Origin of the sequence: Celeribacter sp., assembly GCF_048270365.1 — a bacterium.
In the GTDB taxonomy this organism is placed as follows: domain Bacteria; phylum Pseudomonadota; class Alphaproteobacteria; order Rhodobacterales; family Rhodobacteraceae; genus Celeribacter.
Genome location: NZ_JBLWTA010000002.1, coordinates 388,756 through 407,736, shown reverse-complemented (window position 1 = coordinate 407,736; position 18,981 = coordinate 388,756). Strand labels below are relative to the sequence as shown.

Here is an 18,981-nt window from a genome sequence, read left to right as displayed (position 1 = left end):
GTTCATGACCGCGCGCAAAGGCATCCTTGCAACCGGCATCGCCGTGATCGCGGCGGTGATCACGCTTGTGCTGCTGTTTCAGGGTGCGGCGATCTATTTCACCGCGCAGGAGCAATCGAAGGCGACGGGGCGTTTGTCGCTTTATCGCTCGACGGTGATTGCCGAGTTGGACCGGTTTTCGCATCTGCCCTATGTCTTGACCCGCGATCCTTACGTGCAGGCCACGGCGGAGGGCGGCGACCGGATCGCGCTCAACAGTCGCCTGCGGGATTTTGCAGAACGCGCGGGCGTCGATGCGATCTATCTCATGGCGCCGGATGGCGAAACGATCTCCGCCTCGAACGCAGGGACGGCGCTGAGTTTCGTCGGACAGAATTACGGGTTTCGCCCCTATGTCCGCGCCGCGCTCGACGGCGGGCAGGGGCGGTTTTACGGCATCGGCGCTACCACCGGCCTGCCGGGGTATTTTATCTCCGACCCGGTGCGCGATGCGGCAGGGCAGGTGATCGGCGTGATCGCGATCAAGCTTGACCTCACCGATCTGGAGGCCGCTTGGCGCGACGGTGGCGAACAGGTGCTTTTGGCCAATGACGAAGGCGTGGTGCTTTTGGCCTCGGATGAAGCCTGGCGCTACACCTTGCTGCGCGATCTGTCCGACGAAGAACGCGCCCGGATCGACAAAAATCGGCAGTTCAGCGGTGCCGACCTGCGTTCGTTGGACTGGGATATTCAAAGCCAGCACGCCGCCCGGATCGGTGGCGAAGAGGTGATCCATCTGGAAACCCATGATTTACCGCATGGCTGGAGCCTGCATTATTTCGCCAGCCGCGAACGCGTCGTGACGCTGAGCTGGCTGGTGACGGCACTGGCCCTTGGGCTCGCGGCCGGCGTGGTGATCCTCTACCAGATGCGGCGCACGGAACGGATCGGCGCGGCGCTCAAACGCTCGGAGGCCGAAGAGGCGGAGCTGCGTCAAGCCAACGAACGTCTGGCCAAAGAGATCGAGGACCGCCGCGCCGCCGAGCGCCGGTTGCAACGCACGCAAAAGGAATTGGAACGCGCCTCGCGTCTGGCGGCGCTGGGCGAGCTGTCGGCCTCTGTGACGCATGAGCTGGGGCAACCGATCGCGGCCCTGAAAAATCATATCGCGGCGGCGGAGATCGGCGGAAAGACCAACCCCGATCTGCTGGCTCGGCTGTCCGGTCTGACCGAACGGATGGAGGGATTGACGCGGCAGTTGCGTTTCTTTGCGCGGCCCGGACAGCGCGGGCTGGAACCGGTGGACCTCGATCTGGCGATGGACGAGGCCTTGGCGTTGGTGGCCCCCAATCTTGCGCAGACGCGCGTGACGCTGACCCGCAAACGTGCGGCGACGCCGGTGGTGATCAAAGGCTCGAAACTCAGGATCGAACAGGTGATGACCAATCTCTTGCGCAACGCCGTGGATGCCATGGAAGAGGAGCGCGACACCCGCCTCGATGTGACTTTAGGCACAGGTCTGGGGGAGGAGGGCGAAGGGATCGGTTGGTTTGAAATCCGCGATACCGGCCATGGGCTTGGCGCGGCCACCCTCGATGAGCTTCAGGAACCCTTTGTCACGCGACGCGCCTCGGGGGCGGGCATGGGGCTTGGCCTCGCGATTTCGGCCAGTATCGTGCGCGAACATGGCGGGCGGATCGCCGCGCGCAACGTCGAGGAGGGGGCGGTGTTTCGGGTCGAATTGCCGCTGGTCGCAGAAGAGGAACATGGGGCGGATGAGCATGGCACGGATGAACATGGGGAGGGCGAGGCATGAGTGAGGCAGGGTTGCGCATTTTGGTGGTTGATGACGACAAGGCGATGCGCACGTCTTTGATGGACCTGCTCACGGCGGCCGGACATGAGGTCGAGGCACTTACGCGCGCCGATCAGGTGGTCGCGCATCTGGCGCAGAGCCTGCCGGACGTGATCCTGTCCGACGTGCGGATGCCGGGGATGTCGGGGCTTGAACTTTTGGCCGCTTTGCCGTCCGAGGCGCCGCCTTTGGTGCTGATTTCGGCCCATGGCGACATCGCGACGGCCGTGCGGGCGATGCAGGACGGGGCCTATTCCTTTGTCGAAAAGCCCTATGAACCACGGCGTCTTTTGTCGATCCTGTCCCATGCAGGACAGCAGCACCGGCTGCATCAAAAGACCGAACGTCTCAAGGCCAGGCTGCGCAATCTGTCGGGGCTGGATAAGGTGTTTCTGGGTCAAGCTGCCGCGACGAAAGCCCTGCGCGAGGAGGTGCTGACGGTCTCCGACAGCCCGGCTTCCGTGCTCTTGGTCGGAGAAACCGGCACCGGCAAGGATGTGATCGCCCATGCGCTGCACGATCTGGGCGCGCAATCGGACGGGCCGTTTGTGGCGCTCAATTGCGCCACCCTGTCGCCCGACGGGTTCGAGCGCGAGATGTTCGGCGTCGAGGGCGGCGCGGCGGGGAAACTGGCCCGCGCGGATGGAGGCACGCTGTTTCTCGATGAGGTCTGCGCCTGTCCCTTGGCGGTGCAAGCCATGCTGTTGCGGGTGCTGGAACAGCGCGAGATCACGCCTCTGGGGGCCAGTCAGCCGCGCAGGCTCAGCTGTCGGGTGATCTCCGCCACCAACGAGGACCCGGAGGCGGCCGTGGCGGCGGGCACGCTCCGGCGCGATGTGCTGCACCGGCTCAACACGGTGCGGATTGACCTGCCGACCCTGCGCGGGCGGCGTGATGACATCCTGATGCTGTTCACGCATTTCGTAGCGGAGTTTGCCCGCATCTATGAGGTCGCGCCGCCCGAACACGATGCCGACGGGCTGGCCATTTTGATGGGCCACGACTGGCCGGGCAATGTGCGGGAGCTGCGCAATGTGGCGGAGCGTTTCGTGTTGATGGCTCGGCGCGGGGCGCCGTCGATGGCGGCGGCGGTGCATGCGGATCAACTGGAGGTGCCCGACACGCTGCGCGAGGCGGTGGCGGCCTTTGAGCGCGAGGTGATCGCGCGGGCCCTGCGTGCCAAAGAGGGTCGAATGGATGCGGTGGCCGAAGCGTTAGGGATCGGGCGGCGGACGCTCAATGAAAAGATCGTCAAGCTGGGGCTCGACAAGGAGGCGCTTTTGTAAGGCGAAAGCTCTGCGGAAATCCGCAGGGCGCGGGCGCGTCAGCTTGCAGATTCCTTCATAGGGAAAACGGCAAAGCCGGTGCATAGTTCGACCAGACACATCAAAATGTCTTGGGAGGACATCATGAATAAGGTTTTGGGACGTGCGGCGATGGCCGCGCTTTGCGTTGGCTTTGCGACCGAGGCGATGGCCACGGAGTGGAACGTATCGCTTTGGGGCAAACGCCGCGCTTTCACCGAAAATGTCGAGAAAATCGCGGAGCTGGTCTCCGAGAAGACCGACGGTGCATTCACCATGAACATCTCTTATGGCGGCCTGTCGAAGAACACCGAGAACCTCGATGGTATCTCCATCGGCGCTTTCGAGATGGCGCAATTCTGCGCGGGTTATCATCCGGACAAGAACCCCTCGATCACCGTGTTGGAATTGCCGTTCCTGGGCATCGACAACCTTGAGTTGGAGCGCGATGTCGCGATGGCGGTGTACAACCACCCGGCGACGGTCGAGGACCTCGCGCGTTGGAACGCCAAGCTTTTGATGCCGACACCGCTGCCGCAATACAACCTCGCAGGCGTGGGCGAGGCGCCGCATTCCATCGATGATTTCGCCGGTCTCACCGTGCGCGCCACCGGCGGCATCGGCGCGGCCATGTCCGCCTCGGGCGCTGTGCCGACCTCGATGTCCGCAACTGAGGTGCGTCAGGCCATGGACAGCGGCGTGATCCGCGCCGCCGCCTTTGCGCCGCACGCGCATATGTCCTTTGGCACGGCGGAAATCGCAACATGGTGGACCACCAACTTGAACCCCGGTGCGGTGAACTGCCCGGTGGTGGTGAACATCGACGCCTATGACATGCTCACGGACGCCGAACGTGAGGCGCTTGACAGCTCGGTCGAAGAGGCGATGGACTATTACATCGACTATTACAACGATGAGACCATGGCCAAATGGGGCCCGCTCATCGAGGACAAAGGCATCGAACAGGTGACCTTTTCGGATGAGGACATCGCGGCCTTCAAAGCGGCGGCGGCGACGCCTGCGGCAGAGGCCTGGATCGCGGAGAACACCAAGCGCGGCCTGCCGGCGCAGGAGCTCTACGATCTGGTGATCGAAACGGTCGCCGCCTCGAAATAAGGTCACCACGGCCCGTCCTCGACCGAGGGCGGGTTTTCCGATTTCAAAAGGGGGATGAGCGATGGCGGGAACAGCCACGGTCCTGACCGATGACAGCCGGCTGAGCCGGGTGGATCAGGGGTTACACAAACTGGAGCTGATGCTGGCGCTCTTGAGCGGGCTGACGGTCTTTGGCCTGATGCTTTTGGCGGTGATCTCCGTCGGCGGGCGCAATTTCTTCAATCAGCCCTTGCCGGGCTATGTCGACTGGATCCAACAGGCCATGCCGTTGATCGCCTTCATGGGCATCTCTTATACCCAGCGCAACGGCGGGCATGTGCGGATGGACATGCTGGTGGGCGCCTTGAAAGGCCGCCCGCTCTATATCGCGGAGCTGATCACGACCTTGGCGATGTTCGTCTTCATGGTGCTCATGGTCTGGGGCACATGGGCGCATTTTCAGCGCAGTTTTGATTTCGGAATGCCTATGTGGAGCCGCGACAGCTCGATGGACATCAGCCTGCCGCTCTGGCCCGCGAAACTTTTGGCGCCCGTCGCTTTTGGCGTTCTGACGGTGCGATTGGCGCTTCAGATCGTGGCCTATCTGCGCGCGATCATCACGGGCACGGAACACCCGGTGGCGGTGCCGCTGCCGATTGATATGGCGACACAGGCCGCGATGGAGGCCGAAAGCGTCTCCGGCAAAGACGATTGAGGACAAGATCATGACATCCATTGAAATCGGACTGATCGTCTCTGGCGGGCTTCTTGTCATGGTGGTGCTCGGGATGCGGGTGGCTTTTGCTGCCGGTCTTGCTGGCATGGTGGGGCTCATCTGGATTTTCTGGTCCAAAAAGGGCTACGATCCGGAGGCCTTTGGCTGGGCGTTGACCGTGGCGGTGAAAACTGCAGGCCAAGTGCCGCATTCCAAAGTTTCTTCACAGGCGCTCTCGCTGATCCCGACCTTTATCCTGATTGGCTATCTCGCCTATTACGCCGGGCTGACCAAAGCCCTGTTCACGGCCGCGAAACGCTGGATCGCCTGGGTGCCGGGGGGGCTTGCGGTGGCGACCGTCTTTGCAACAGCAGGGTTCTCGGCGGTCTCCGGCGCCTCGATTGCGACCTCTGCGGTCTTCGCCCGGATCGCCATCCCGGAGATGATCGAAACCGGCTATAACAAGAAATTCGCCGCCGGTGTCGTGGCGGCGGGCGGCACGCTCGCCTCTCTGATCCCGCCGTCGACCATTCTCGTGATCTACGCCATCATCGTCGAGCAAGACGTCGGCAAACTGTTGCTCGCTGGCTTCCTGCCCGGCATGTTCTCTGCCGTGGTCTACGCGCTTTTGATCATTGGCCTGTCGGTCGCGATCAAAGGGTTCGGGCCCGCCGTGGGTGGGTTCACCTGGAAAGAGCGGTTCCAATCCCTGCCGCCAGCCGCGCCCATCATGGTGGTGGTCCTGACCATTGTTCTCTTCGTCTACAACCCCTTCGGTGGCGAGGCTTGGGGCACGCCCACCGAGGGCGGCGCGATCGGGGCTTTCGTCGTCTTCCTGATGGCCGTCTACAAAGGCATGCGCTGGGGTCAGTTCCGCGACGCGCTTCTGGAGACCGCGAAGCTCTCGGTGATGATCTTTACCATCATCTGGGGTGTGCTGGTCTATGTGCGCTTTCTGGGCTTTGCCGATCTGCCGGGGGCCTTCGCCGATTGGCTGACCTCTCTGACCATGTCGCCGATGCTGATCCTCGTGTGCATCCTTCTGGCCTATGCCGTCTTGGGCATGTTCATGGATGCCATCGGCATGCTGCTTTTGACCCTTCCTGTGGTCTACCCGGCGGTCATGGCCTTGAACGGTGGCGAGATGGTTGCGGCGGCAGATGCGGCCTTTGGCATGTCCGGTCCGATGTGTGCCGTCTGGTTCGGCATCCTCGTGGTGAAAATGGCGGAGTTTTGCCTGATCACGCCGCCCATCGGCCTCAACTGTTTCGTGGTCGCGGGCGTGCGCGAGGATCTCTCGGTGCAGGATGTGTTCAAAGGCGTGACGCCGTTTTTCATCGCTGATGCGATCACCATTGCGCTTTTGGTGGCCTTCCCGATGATCGTCTTGTGGCTGCCGATGCAGGCCTGACGCGGGAGACATTTTGGAAAGGGCGGCGTGCGAGTTGCGCCGCCCTTTGACGTTTTAAACGGTCTGGTTTTGGCGTTTGATCTGTCGCAGACGGCGGATAAAGGCCGCGAGAAAGATCGCGGTTTGCACGAGAACGATGGTCGGCGCAGGCGCGCTGTCGAGCCAGAAGCTTGCGTAAACGCCACCCACCATCGCGGTCAGATTGATTGCCGTGGCGGTCAAAAGCATCGCGGAAAACCGCCGCGTGAGCAGAAAAGCAATCGCACCGGGAGCAATCAAAAGCGCGACGGCGAGGATCAAGCCGGTGGCGGTCAGCGTCGCGACAATGCTCAGAGAGATCGCGGTCAACAACCCATAGTGCAAAAGCTGAACAGGCAGCCCCGAGGCCCGCGCCTGCGCTGGATCGAAAGCGTGGAGCATCAGGTCTTTCCACTTGAGCAACAGCCCGGCAGAAACCACGAGCGCGATGGCGCCTGCGGTCCAGAGATCCTCTGCGCCGACGCCCAGCATATTGCCGTAAAGGATGTGGTCGAGATGCACGTCCGAGGGCGTCGCGACATACATCACGATGCCAAGGCCGAACATGCCGGAGAAGACGACGCCCATCACGGTGTCCTGTTTGACGCGGCTGTTCTGCGCCAGATAGCCGGTCGAGAGCGCCGTCACCATGCCCGCGGCGAAGGCGCCGACAATCAGGGGCAGGCCGAGGATATAGGCCAGAACGACGCCGGGCAGAATGGCATGGCTGATCGCATCGCCCATGAGCGCCCAGCCCTTGAGCACCAGAAAACAGGACAAAAGCGCAGTCGGGATGGCGACGAGGACCGAGATCAGAAAGGCGTTTTGCATAAAGCCGAACTGGAAGGGCATCAGAAGCGTCTCGATCATTCCGACACCTCCTCTTTGAGCGCGGCGCGGGCCTTGGCTTTCGCGGCCAGAAGCCCGTGTTTCGGGGCGAAGAGGAAGGCCGCGAGGAAGATCAGCGTTTGCAGACAGACGATCACCCCGCCGGTCGCGCCGTCGAGGAAATAGCTGATGTAGGCACCTGCGAAACTGGTCACCGTGCCGATCAGAACCGAGGTCACAATGAGGCGCGGGAAACGGTCGCAGAGGAGGTAGGCGGTCGCCCCCGGCGTCACCACCATGGCGACGACGAGAAAGGCACCGACGGTCTGCATCGCGGCCACCACAGAGGCGGACAAAAGCACGAAGAACACGGCTTTTAACAGGCTGGGACGGAGGCCAATCGTGCGCGCGTGGTTTTCATCGAAAAACACCACCATCAGGTCTTTCCACTTCGCCAAAAGCACGGCCAGCGAGACAAACCCGATGAGCGCGAGTTGCAGAGTGTCCTCGGGCGTGATCGCCAAAATGTTGCCCATGGTGATCGTATCCACCGAGATGGCCATGGGATTGAGCGAGACCATGAACAAGCCGAGGCCAAAGAACGACGTGAAAATCATCCCGATCACTACATCGATCTTGAGGCCAGAGCGCTCAGACAGAAACAACATCGCGGCGGCGGCCAGCCCGCCCGACAGAAACGCGCCCAAGGCAAAGGGCAGGCCCAGCATGTAAGCCCCCGCCACGCCGGGGACGACCGAATGCGACAGCGCATCGCCAATCAGAGACCAGCCCTTGAGCATCAGATAGGCCGACAAAAAGGCGCAAACGCCGCCGACCAAGGCCGACACCCACATGGCGTTGGTCATGTAGCCATAGGTGAAGGGTTCGAGCAGGATCATCTGTCGGCCTCGTCGGAGGGTTTCGTCTGCACCCGCGTCTGGCTGCCGTAGCGCACCAGAGGGCGTTCGTCGTCCGACAGGATAGTCACATGCCGCGGATCGTCATCGTCATGAAGGTCGGCGCCGCTCAAGGTGAACTGCCGCAGCACGCCACCGAACGCCTGTTCAAGGTTCTCGCGGGTGAAGGTCGTCTCGGTCGGCCCATAGCCCAAGACCGTGCCCTTGACTAAAACCGTGCGGTCACAGAATTCGGGCACGGAGCCGAGATTATGGGTCGACACCAACATCACCCGTCCTTCGTCACGCAGCTCCCGCAAAAGCGCGATGATTTGCTCCTCGGTTTTGACGTCGACGCCGGTGAAAGGCTCGTCCAAGAGGATCACCTGACCCTCCTGCGCCAGCGCGCGCGCAAGAAACACGCGTTTCTTTTGTCCGCCGGACAGTTCGCCGATCTGGCGCTGGCGAAAGTCTGACATATTGACCCGTGCCAAAGCTGCATCAACTGCCGCATGATCGGTCTTAGACGGGCGGCGCAGGAATCCCATGTGACCATAGCGCCCCATCATCACCACGTCCTCGACTAGGACCGGAAAGGACCAATCGACCTCCTCGGATTGCGGTACATAGGCGACGAGGTTTTGACGCAGCGCCTCTTTGACGCTCAGGCCCAATAGTCGAATGTCGCCCTGTGCCACGGGGACAAAGCCCATGATCGCTTTGAACAGCGTCGATTTCCCGGCGCCATTGACGCCGACCAATGCGGTCACCGTGCCGCGCGGGATTTCGAACGTGGCCTGCCGCAGCGCCGTGTGGCCATTGCGATAGGTCACCGTCACATCGCGCGCCGAAATCCCGTCTCCCGTTGCAGTATTTTCAACGGGTCCGCCGTTTTGCATCATCTTGCCTCTTTCATGTCCCACGCTCAGTTGCGCGCGGCTTCAAGCCCGTCCACCACGGTCTGAGCCGTCACCCGCAGCAAATCGAGGTAGCTCGGCACCGGGCCGTTTGGTTTTGACAGGCTGTCGACGTAAAGCTCGCCGCCATAGCGCGCGCCGGTCTCGCGGGCGACCTGTTTGGCGGGGGCGGTGTTGACCGTGCTCTCGCAGAACACCACCGGGATGTTGTTGTCCTTCACGCCGTCGATCACCGCGCGCACCTGTTGCGGCGTGCCCATCTGATCGGCGTTCATCGGCCAGAGATAAAGCTCCTTCATGCCGAAATCGCGCGCCAGATAGGAAAAGGCGCCCTCGCAGGTCACCAGCCAGCGTTGATCCTCCGGCACATCGGCGACGCGGGCGCGCAGAGGCTCTAAAGTGGCGCGCAGCTCGGTCTTATAGGCGGCGGCATTCTTCGCATAGGTGGCGGCATTGTCTGGGTCCTGCGTACTCAAAGCTGTCTCGATATTGTCGATATAGATCAGGGCATTATCCAATCCCATCCAAGCGTGCGGATTGGGTTTGCCCTCATAGCTTCCGCCCACAATCGAGATCGGGTTGATGCCGTCACTGAGGGTTGCGGAGGGCACGTCTTTGAGGTTCGAGAGAAACTGTTCGAACCAGAGCTCAAGGTTCATGCCGTTCCACAGGATCAGGTCCGCGTCCTGCGCCCGCACGATGTCGCGAGGCGTCGGTTGGTAGCCGTGAATTTCCGCGCCGGGTTTGGTGATCGACACAACTTCTGCGGCGTCTCCGGCGACCTGGCTCGCCATGTCGGCCAAGACGGTGAAGGTGGTGACGACTTTCATCCGGTCTTCGGCCTGTGCGCTAGAGGCCAAGGCGAGTGCGGCGACGGAGCCGAACACGGATATTCTTTTGAGACTCATGGTTCGTCCTTTGCGGGCTTTTTCCTGTTGCTGTCATGTAAGTGATAATCATTCGCAACTGTCAAACAGATATTGCGAACCATTCTCAACTAGACGCCTCCAGTTGCGAATGCCTGAAATATAGGCTCGCAATTGGCCCAAGATCGGCCTGAGAATGGCCCGAAGTTGGCGTGACATAGGCGCGGGATCGCCGGTTTACCCGCCAAATACGGTTCGCATCATCACCGGGTTTTCCGAGACCCAGCCTGCGGCGCCTTGGGAAACGGCGCGGTAAACCGCCGCCCCGATGGCCTCGCCCAGAGCCGTATGAAGCCCCGCATAGGCTTGATCTCCGGGCGGGGCGGCCAGCGCCAGACAATCGGTGCCGGTGCCGGTCACGGGGCCGTGGGGAAACCTGAGACCCGCCTCCATCACGGCGACCGTGCGGGCTTGGGCTGCGATGGTAAGCGCCTCGATCTGCGCCGTCTCGGTGACCGCTTCGGAAAGCTGCACGGCGATGTTGATTGTGCCGAATTGCTCGACGCCCCAATCGCGGGGCGTGCGCGAGCCGATGCGCTCGGCATTGCCCAGCCCGACGGTGGCGATCGCTGCGACGCGGATGCCCTCGACTTCGGCTTCGGCACGCTGAAATTTCGTCACGTTGCGTGACGTCAGCATGCCGACCGCCTCCGCGTGCCCGGCCTTTGCCATCTCAGAGGAAATCCAATCGGAGACGCACACCGTCGGCGGCAGATCGGCGTTTCGCAATTCACGCCAGACGATGTGTTTTGCCGTGACAAACCCCGGTCGATAGGGCGCGAAACTCAACACCCGCATCGGTGCGCCGAGATCGGCAACGAGCCAAGGGCGGGTGAGGGTCGGGGTCAACATCGCGCTCATTTCGCGACCTGCGACAGCGGATGAAGCACCAGACCATCGGGCGTTTCCGCGATGTGGCAGCGGATGGCAAAGACCTCGGCCAAAAGTGCCTCAGTCAAGACCTCGCGCGGCGCGCCGTCGGCGACGATCCGGCCTTCGGAGAGCACAACGATCCGCGTGCAATGCCGCGCAGCGAGGCCCAGATCATGCAGCGAGACGATCACACTGCGGCCTTCGCGCGCGAGGGCGGCAAAGGTTTCCATGCAGCCGATCTGATGCGCGGGATCAAGCCCTGCGGTGGGTTCATCGGCCAGCAACAAAGGCGTGTCCTGCGCCAGTGCACGCGCGATCAACACGCGGGCCTGTTCGCCACCCGACAGCCCCGTGGCCTTGCGGTCAGCGAAGTCCGAAAGGTCCATGCGTTTCAAGGCTGCGAGCACTTCGGGCGCATCCTCGCGTTCGTTTTGTGCCAAAGACACCAGATGCGCGACGCTGACCGGCCAGGCAATCTCGCGAGCTTGCGGCAACCAGACGGCGGCCTTGGCGCGTGCCGGGGGGGGCATCTGCGCCAGCGAGCTTTTGCCCTCTGCCGCGATCAACCCGAGAGCGGCGCGCAGGAGTGTGGATTTGCCCGCACCATTGGGGCCGATGAGGCCGATCATCTCTCCGGGGGAGACGTCGAGCGAGGCGTGATCGAGGGTTACGCGCGTGCCGCGCCGGACGGTGAGATTTTGCGTCGTCAAAAGGCTCATGACCGCCCCCGCATCCGCCAGATCAGATGGAAAAATACCGGCGCGCCAACGAGCGCCATCAAGACACCGAGTTTGAGGTCGCGTCCGGGCAGGATGACCCGCACGGCGACATCTGCGGTCAGGACCAAAATTGCGCCGCCCAAAGCGGAGGCGAGCAAAAGCCGCGCGGGGCGTGCGCCCACGAGAGGACGCAAAATATGCGGCACGACAAGCCCGACAAAGCCGACAGCGCCCGCGACGGCAGTGGCCGCGCCAACCGAGGCGGCGACACCGCCGATGAGGATCAGGCGCAGATGCTTGAGGTTGACGCCCATGGAGGCGGCGGCCTCTTCGCCCAATGTGAGCCGGTCGATGCCGCGTCCGGTGAGCGCCAAAAGGACCCAGCCCAGAGCCATGATCGGCAGGGCCATCCAGACGTGCAGGAAGGACCGGTCCGCCAGCGACCCCATCATCCAGAAAATGATTTCATTGGCGGCAAAGGGGTTGGGCGAGAGGTTGAGAACCAGAGCAGTGAGCGCGGAGGATAGGGCCGAGACCGCGATGCCTGCGAGGATCAAGGACAGCGTGCCGCCGGAGCCGGCGAGCAGGAGAATGAGCAGGACGCAGATCGCGGCACCTACGAGCGCGGCGAGGGGCAGGGCGAGGGCGAAGAGCGCGGCAAACCCACTTTGAAGCGCGATCACGGCGCCCAAGGCGGCGGAGGCGGAAATGCCAATCACACTAGGTTCGGCCAAAGGGTTGCGCAGGTAGCCTTGGAGGGCGGCACCCGAGAGACCGAGGCTCACGCCGACCATCACGCCCAAAAGCGCACGCGGCAGGCGGATTTCGCGCATCACCATCGGCAGGGGGCCTTCGCCGCCGCCAAAGAGCGCGCTGAGGCTGTCGGAGATGGGCATGTCGGCGACGCCCACGAGGAGCGAGGCGATGAAAAGCGCGACCACCGCGAGGGTCAAAAAGGCCAAGAGCCGGGGGTAGGTCATTGAGGCATCTCCAGCGTGTCCCGCTCGTCCCGTAGCCGCTCGATCGCGCCCAAAACAGAGGGCAGGCCGCATATCCAGTCCTTGTCCTGCATCGGCATATGCCCGCCCGTCAGATGGGTCAATGCGGGATGGGACAGCACCTCTTCGGCGCGGGCCGTGCCGGGGTAATCGGCGCCGGAGATCACCAGATCGGGGTCGGCCATGATCAGGGCTTCGAGCGGCACAAAGCCGCCCATCGGCAGGCCTAGCTCAGAGGCCAGCGTGGTGAAGCCAGCGGTTTCGATGATCTCGCCCGAAAGGCTCTGCGCGCCGGTGCTATAGCCATTGGCGGCATAGGTGGCGGCGGTGGGGCGCGTTTCCGTCGGGGTGTCGAGCTTGGCGAGACGGTGGGTGAAATCATCGGCCATGCTCTGCGCCACGTCTTCGCGCCCCAAAGCCTCGCCCATTTTCACCATATTGGCGGCGACATCGTCCAAAGACCGCGCGGGGGAGAATTCCACGACCTCGACGCCAAGACGGCGCATCATCGACACGGTCGCCCGCGCAGTGAATTGGCCTGCGAGGACGAGATCGGGTTTCAAAAGATAAATCTCTTCGGCCAGCCCGTTGTTGGTCGGATAGGCTTTCGCCGCGTCGGCCATGACAGACGCACGCGGGTCTTGGGCCATGGCGGTGATGGACAAAAGCTGACCGGGGGCCGCGATCATCATGGCGAGCTGATCGGTGCAGAGGTTGATCGACACGACATGTTGCGGTGTCGTGTCAGGTGGCGTTTCCGCCAAAGCCGCCGCCCCCGAAAAGAGGGCGGTGGCCAATGTTATGATCTCAGGAAAGCGCACTCAGAAGGACGCTTTGAGGCCGAGATAGGCCGACCGGCCCGGCGTGTTGTAGCCGGAGACGGTTTCGTAATCCTCGTCAGTGAGATTGTCTGCGCGCAAGTAGAGCTGAACCTTGTCGGACAGGTCATAAGACAGGCTGGCATTGAACAGCGTGTAGTCATCCAGATCGAAGAGTGTCGAGGTGGAGGTGTCGATGTCCTTGAGGTCGGAGACGAATTGCACTTCGAAAGCACCGGAAAGGCGAGCCGTCAGAGTGGCGTCAAGGCCGATGGTGGCGTCGTGACGCGGGACCCGCGCGGCGCGCTGGTTGCGGTTTTCGGCATCGGTGTAGGTATAGTTGCCGTAGAGTGCGAACCGTTCCGACAGGCTGTAGCGCCCGGAAAGCTCAAGGCCTTGGGACGTGGTGGTGCCGCCGATCTGCTCATAGGCACCAGCACCGTAGTTCCAGTCAATTTTGTCGTCGATTTCCGTATAGAACAGCGTGGCTTTTGCGAAATCCTCGCCCAGGAAGCGGCGCTCGACACTCAGCTCTGAGCTGCGGCTGGTTTCTTCCGTGAAGTCCGGGTTGCCGCCCCAGCCATAACGTTCGGAGAGGGAAGGTGCGCGGAAACCAGTGCCTAACACTCCACGCACGATCCAGTCGGGCGTGACTTCCCATGCCGCCGCAAGCCGCCCGGAGACGTGCTCGCCGAGTTTGGAGTGATCGTCGTAACGCAAGGCCGCGGAGAGGTTCAGCCCAGCCATGGGTTCCATGAGCAACTCGCCTTTGACCGCTTTGTTGCGATCAAGGCCATTGCCAGCGCCATCAAAGGACTCTTCGAGATATTCAGCGCCGAAGGTCAGGGAGGTCATCGCTGAAAGGTCGGTTGACCCGAGGTAGCTGACTTCTTTGCGTTCGCTGGAGTAGTAATAGCTGGATGCCCCAGAGCCATAGACACGATCAGACTGGAAGAAGGAGGCGCTCACTTCATGTGAGAACTGGCCAACTGTGAAATCGGCATAGGTCCGCACGCCCTTTTGGTCGCGTGTGGCAGTTGCGCCGACATCAAAGCTTGTGTCGTATTCGAGGTCACTGGTGCGGTAGAACCCTGTCACGCCCAAAGTGACGAGATCATTGACGTCATGTTCCATGCCGAAGGTCAGGAAGGTCTCTTCAAAGCCATCCTTTTCGTCATTGTCCGACATGCTCGAAAAGCCATCGGTCTTGAAATGCGACAGGCTAAAGGCGATGTGGCCGGTCTCGCTTTCGATCATGTTCGTCACGCCGGCGGAGTAGGTGCCGTAGCTGCCGGCTTCGGCACTGAAGGACAAGCCCGGTGTTTGAGGCGTGGTGTTCATTTCGATCAGACCGGCAATGGCCTCGGACCCGTAGAGGGCGGATTGCGAGCCTTTCACGACCTCGGCAGCGGCGATGCCGTAGGAGCGCAAGCCGCCGAAGTCATAGGCCGATTGCGGGCTGGAGGGGTCGGTGATGTCGATGCCGTTGAGGCGCACTCCGACATATTCGGACCCGAGGCCACGGATGCGCAGAGTGGCAGAGGCGCCGATGCCACCGTTTTTGCTAACGGTAACGCCCGGCAGGCTATCAAGGATATCGGCAACAGTCTCGCTCGGGGTCGCAAGGGTTTCTTCGTCCACCGTCTCCACCGTCGCACCCGTTTCGCTTTTGGCGACGGGCGTCAGGCTTCCGGAGACGACGATTTCGTCCAGAGTGTAAATCTCGCCCGCGTCTTGGGCGAGGGCGGCGAGTGGCAAGGTGAATGCGGCTGTTGCCAGCAGTGAAAAACGCAGGCTGGTAAGGGCGTGCATGGGGTATCCTCCTGAAAAGAAGCGCGAGGCTTCCCGTGATCCGTTTGGGCCTGTGGAGGAGATCTCCGCAGACAGTGAGGGCGTCACCGCTGCGGACAGCCGCTTCCGTGACGCACCCCGCGTCCGGGAAAGGGTGATCATCCAAGCAGGTCTCCTGGCTCACGGATCGCAGCGGTCGCCAACCTTCCCGGGATCGTCCCAGTGGTGTTTTGGCGTCGCTCACCGTTCACAGTTGCGGGGGCAGCCACGGCTTTGATCATAGGCAGCTCTGCCGGATCATCCCGTGTTCCCTTTTCATCCGGCTGGGCCGGAACTTGAATGGGTGCAGAAAAGCGAAATGGCCGGAGAAGTCAAGATTCTCCGGCCAATGCTTTGGTCGCATCACGTTGCGGAAGGCCGCGTTTGTGTCATGTTTTCTTTTTCATCGCATCCAAAAGCGCAGCACCAAAGGCGCCTTGGCTCTCGGAGGTGCGGGGCTTGGGCGCGTTGCTGCCACGGGGTTTGCCACCGTATCCGCCTTTGCCGCCTGCATTCCCGCGCGGTTGTTGCGCGTTGCGGTCCTGTTGACCTCTGTCCTGCGCGCCGCCATCCTTGCGCATCGACAATCCGATGCGTTTGCGCGGGATGTCCACTTCGGTGACGCGGACCGACACGATGTCGCCTGCCTTCACCACCTCATGCGGGTCTTTGACAAAACGGTCGGCCAATTGGCTGACATGCACCAAACCGTCCTGATGCACGCCGATGTCCACAAAGGCCCCGAAGGCCGCGACGTTGGTCACAGTGCCCTCAAGCCGCATGCCGGGTTTCAGATCCTTGATGTCCTCGACCCCGTCGGTGAACGTCGCGGTCTTGAATTCAGGGCGCGGATCGCGGCCCGGTTTTTCCAACTCTGTGAAAATATCGCGCACGGTCGGCAGGCCGAAGTCTCCGGTGACGAATTGTTCGGCGCGCAGCCCCTTGAGCGCCGTCGGATTGCCCATGATCTCGCGCATGTCGCGGCCACAGGCTTTGACGATTTCGCGCGCCACATCATAGGCTTCGGGGTGCACAGAGGAGGCGTCGAGCGGCTCGTCACCTTCACGAATACGCAAGAACCCCGCGCATTGTTCAAAGGCTTTCGGACCAAGACCGGACACTTTCAAAAGCGCCTTGCGCGACGGGAATGCACCGTGAATGTCGCGGTGGGTGACGATGCTCTGCGCCAAAGACGGGCCGAGACCCGCGACCTGCGCGAGCAAAGGCGCGGAGGCCATGTTGAGGTCCACGCCCACGGCGTTCACCGCATCCTCGACCACCGCTTCGAGCGCCTGCGACAGGCGGCGCTGGTCGACGTCATGCTGATACTGACCGACGCCGATGCTTTCGGGCGTGATCTTCACCAGCTCAGCAAGAGGGTCCTGCAATCGACGCGCAATCGACACCGCGCCACGCAAGGAGACGTCGAGATCGGGGAATTCCTGCGCCGCGAGTTCCGAGGCGGAATAGACCGAAGCCCCCGCCTCGGAGACCACAACCTTGGTCGGGGCTTTGACGCCCGGAGGCAGGAGTTTCAGCGTCTCGCCCACCAGTTTTTCGGTTTCCCGGCTCGCCGTGCCGTTGCCGATGGCGATGAGGCCGACATTGTGGCGGCTCACCAAGTCGATGATCTTTGCCTCCGCCCCGCGCACGTCCATTTTCGGTTGGAACGGATAGATCGTGGCGGTGTCCAAAACCTTTCCCGTGGCGTCCACCACGGCGGCTTTGACGCCTGTACGGATGCCCGGATCGAGGCCAAGGGTGGCCTTGGCGCCCGCAGGGGCGGCCAGAAGCAAGTCCTTGAGGTTGCGCGAAAACACCGTGATTGCATCTTCATGGGCGCGTTGGCGCAGCTCGCCCAACAGATCGATGTGCAGCGAGATGGCGAATTTCACCCGCCACGCCCAGCGCGCGACAGTGCGTAGCCACAAATCGCCGGGTTGCTCGGTCGAGGTGCCGAGATAAGAGGCGACCATGGCAATGGCGCGCGCCGCACCCTCTTCTGGCTCAGGCGCGATGTCCATGGTGACGATCTCTTCTTTCGCCGCGCGCAGAATTGCCAAAGCGCGGTGCGAGGCGATGTCGGACCATTTTTCGGAATGGTCGAAATAGTCCGAAAACTTCGCGCCCTCCTGTTCCTTGCCCGCGATGACTTTGGCGGTCACAAGCGCCTCGCGCCGCATGAAATCGCGCAGCTTGCCCAAGAGATCGGCGCTTTCCGACAGCTCTTCGGTGGCGATGTCGCGCGCGCCGTTGAGGGCGTCTTTCACGGTTGGCACGGCCTCGGTGATGAAGCCTTCGGCAAGCTTTTCGGGATCGGCGGAACGGTCCGCTTTGATCGCTTCCAACAACGGTTCAAGCCCGTTCTCGCGCGCAATCATCGCCTTGGTCCGGCGCTTGGGCTTGTAGGGCAGGTAGATGTCTTCGAGCGTCGATTTGCTCTCTGCGCCTGCGATGGCACGTTTGAGATCGTCGGTCAGCTTGCCCTGATCCTCGATGGATTTGAGGATCGTCCCCCGCCGCGCTTCCAACTCGCGCAAGTAAGACAGACGGTCGTTGAGCAAACGCAACTGCGTGTCGTCCAAACCGCCCGTCACCTCTTTGCGGTAGCGCGCGATGAAGGGGACGGTCGCGCCCTCGTCCAAAAGCCCGATGGCGGCGGTGACCTGCGCCGTGGAGGCGGCGATGTCGGTGGCGATGGTGCGCGAAATGCGCGCAGATGTTTGCGGATCGGTGGGCGTGCTCAAATCTGGTCCTCCTGTCGGGAGGCCAGTCTTAGCGGTCCTGAAAGGTCGCGCCAAGAGGAGAGATGACCTCTCCACAGTCGATATGATATATCTATCGTAACGCATCGCCTCGATCAGGTTTTCGCCATGCTCAACAAGCTTGAAATGTTCATTGCCGTCGCCAAGGAGGGCCATTTCGGCCGCGCCGCGCGGGCTCTCGGCATCACTCAGCCCAGCCTGTCGGCGGGGATTAAACAGCTTGAGGACCAGTTGGGGGTGCAGCTCATCTTTCGCGGTTCTCGCTTCGGCGGATTGACGCCGGAGGGACAACGCGCCCTCGTCTGGGCGCGCAAGATCGTCGCCGACAGCCGCCAGCTCCGCGATGAAATGCGCGCGACCCGGCACGGGTTGTCGGGCCAGCTGCGCCTTGCCGCGATCCCGACGGCGCTCACCTGGGCCGCGCGGATTTCAACTGTGTTCAGCGCGGCGCATCCCAATGTGAAACTGACGATCCTCTCGCGTCCCTCGTCGCAAATCCTCACCATGCTGGACGATCTCGAGACGGACGCGGGCCTCACTTATCTCGACAACGAACCTCTGGGGCGGGTTAGTGCCGTGCCACTCTATGGGGAGCGCTATATGGTGGTGAGCGCCGGTGGCGGCGTCTTTGCGGGGCGAAAATCGGTGGATTGGAGCGATCTCGACGGGGTGCCGATGTGTCTCTTGTCGCCGGAGATGCAGAATCGGCGGATCATTGACCGCAACTTGGGCGCCTCAGGCGTGGTGCCGCAGGTCGGCGTCGAATCGAATTCCACGGTGGTGTTGATCGCCCATGTGCAAAGCGGCGGCTGGGTCACCGTCCTGCCCGAAGGCATCGCGCGGTTCCTGACACAGGGCAAGCCGCTGGACCTCATTCCGCTCACCGGCGGTGAAGTTGGGCATCGTGTTGGCCTGATTGCGCCGCACCGCGATCCGAATACGCCGGTTTTGGCCGCTTTGCTGGCTGAAGCGCGGCGCATATCGGAACTTTTATGATAGGTTTTGACTATCGTTTGACGATTTATCGATATTGA

General features: G+C 62.2%; 16 protein-coding genes and 1 riboswitch. Of the genes, 6 read left to right on the top strand and 10 right to left on the bottom strand.

From position 1 onward, the window contains the following. The first annotated feature begins 4 nt into the window (after nt 1–4). The 5 genes from ACN0X0_RS04655 to ACN0X0_RS04635 all read left to right on the top strand — a co-directional run bounded on the left by ACN0X0_RS04655 (nt 5) and on the right by ACN0X0_RS04635 (nt 6,359). Nucleotides 5–1,795 (top strand): sensor histidine kinase, encoded by a 1,791-nt coding sequence (locus ACN0X0_RS04655; RefSeq protein ID WP_417278209.1) that lies wholly within the window; start codon nt 5–7, stop codon nt 1,793–1,795. Continuing rightward, on the top strand, nt 1,792–3,120 hold the full coding sequence (locus ACN0X0_RS04650; RefSeq protein WP_417278208.1) for a sigma-54-dependent transcriptional regulator: 1,329 nt from the start codon (nt 1,792–1,794) through the stop codon (nt 3,118–3,120). The genes ACN0X0_RS04655 and ACN0X0_RS04650 overlap by 4 nt, the downstream gene beginning before the upstream one ends. A 123-nt stretch (nt 3,121–3,243) precedes the next feature. After that, a complete protein-coding gene (gene dctP, locus ACN0X0_RS04645) occupies nt 3,244–4,254 on the top strand; it encodes a TRAP transporter substrate-binding protein DctP (protein ID WP_417278207.1) in 1,011 nt (336 codons plus the stop codon). A gap of 61 nt (nt 4,255–4,315) precedes the next feature. Then, nucleotides 4,316–4,948, top strand: a complete 633-nt coding sequence (locus ACN0X0_RS04640; RefSeq protein WP_417278206.1) for a TRAP transporter small permease subunit — start codon at nt 4,316–4,318, stop codon at nt 4,946–4,948. A gap of 10 nt (nt 4,949–4,958) precedes the next feature. After that, nucleotides 4,959–6,359 carry a TRAP transporter large permease gene (locus tag ACN0X0_RS04635; RefSeq protein WP_417278205.1) on the top strand — a complete coding sequence of 467 codons (1,401 nt, stop codon included), beginning with the start codon at nt 4,959–4,961 and terminating at the stop codon, nt 6,357–6,359. A 54-nt stretch (nt 6,360–6,413) separates the two neighbouring features. Here the strand turns inward: ACN0X0_RS04635 and ACN0X0_RS04630 are convergent, their stop codons facing one another. The 10 genes from ACN0X0_RS04630 to ACN0X0_RS04585 all read right to left on the bottom strand — a co-directional run bounded on the left by ACN0X0_RS04630 (nt 6,414) and on the right by ACN0X0_RS04585 (nt 17,929). Further along, nucleotides 6,414–7,247 carry a metal ABC transporter permease gene (locus ACN0X0_RS04630; RefSeq protein WP_417278204.1) on the bottom strand — a complete coding sequence of 278 codons (834 nt, stop codon included), beginning with the start codon at nt 7,245–7,247 and terminating at the stop codon, nt 6,414–6,416. Then, on the bottom strand, nt 7,244–8,104 hold the full coding sequence (locus tag ACN0X0_RS04625; protein ID WP_417278203.1) for a metal ABC transporter permease: 861 nt from the start codon (nt 8,102–8,104) through the stop codon (nt 7,244–7,246). Before ACN0X0_RS04625 ends, ACN0X0_RS04630 begins: the two co-directional genes overlap by 4 nt. Further along, a complete protein-coding gene (locus tag ACN0X0_RS04620) occupies nt 8,101–9,003 on the bottom strand; it encodes a manganese/iron ABC transporter ATP-binding protein (RefSeq protein ID WP_417278202.1) in 903 nt (300 codons plus the stop codon). Before ACN0X0_RS04620 ends, ACN0X0_RS04625 begins: the two co-directional genes overlap by 4 nt. A 23-nt stretch (nt 9,004–9,026) precedes the next feature. After that, the gene (locus ACN0X0_RS04615) at nt 9,027–9,926 is read right to left on the bottom strand and encodes a metal ABC transporter substrate-binding protein (RefSeq protein ID WP_417278201.1); all 900 of its coding nucleotides are present in this window, start codon (nt 9,924–9,926) and stop codon (nt 9,027–9,029) included. A gap of 195 nt (nt 9,927–10,121) precedes the next feature. Then, entirely contained in the window at nt 10,122–10,796 is a 675-nt protein-coding gene (locus ACN0X0_RS04610; protein WP_417278200.1) for an adenosylcobinamide amidohydrolase, read from the bottom strand. A 5-nt stretch (nt 10,797–10,801) separates the two neighbouring features. Continuing rightward, nucleotides 10,802–11,536 carry an ABC transporter ATP-binding protein gene (locus ACN0X0_RS04605; protein WP_417278199.1) on the bottom strand — a complete coding sequence of 245 codons (735 nt, stop codon included), beginning with the start codon at nt 11,534–11,536 and terminating at the stop codon, nt 10,802–10,804. Beyond that, nucleotides 11,533–12,516, bottom strand: a complete 984-nt coding sequence (locus ACN0X0_RS04600; protein ID WP_417278198.1) for a FecCD family ABC transporter permease — start codon at nt 12,514–12,516, stop codon at nt 11,533–11,535. Before ACN0X0_RS04600 ends, ACN0X0_RS04605 begins: the two co-directional genes overlap by 4 nt. Beyond that, nucleotides 12,513–13,331 (bottom strand): ABC transporter substrate-binding protein, encoded by an 819-nt coding sequence (locus ACN0X0_RS04595; protein ID WP_417278197.1) that lies wholly within the window; start codon nt 13,329–13,331, stop codon nt 12,513–12,515. The genes ACN0X0_RS04600 and ACN0X0_RS04595 overlap by 4 nt, the downstream gene beginning before the upstream one ends. Nucleotides 13,332–13,355: 24 nt before the next feature. Beyond that, nucleotides 13,356–15,164, bottom strand: a complete 1,809-nt coding sequence (locus ACN0X0_RS04590; RefSeq protein ID WP_417278196.1) for a TonB-dependent receptor plug domain-containing protein — start codon at nt 15,162–15,164, stop codon at nt 13,356–13,358. A 126-nt stretch (nt 15,165–15,290) separates the two neighbouring features. After that, nucleotides 15,291–15,497: riboswitch (cobalamin riboswitch) on the bottom strand. A gap of 74 nt (nt 15,498–15,571) precedes the next feature. Beyond that, nucleotides 15,572–17,929, bottom strand: a complete 2,358-nt coding sequence (locus ACN0X0_RS04585; RefSeq protein ID WP_417278195.1) for a Tex family protein — start codon at nt 17,927–17,929, stop codon at nt 15,572–15,574. A 126-nt stretch (nt 17,930–18,055) separates the two neighbouring features. On the opposite strand from ACN0X0_RS04585, the gene ACN0X0_RS04580 reads away from it, so the two are divergent. Further along, nucleotides 18,056–18,943: a LysR family transcriptional regulator gene (locus ACN0X0_RS04580; protein WP_417278194.1), complete on the top strand. Its 888-nt coding sequence runs from the start codon at nt 18,056–18,058 to the stop codon at nt 18,941–18,943. Nucleotides 18,944–18,981: the final 38 nt, after the last annotated feature.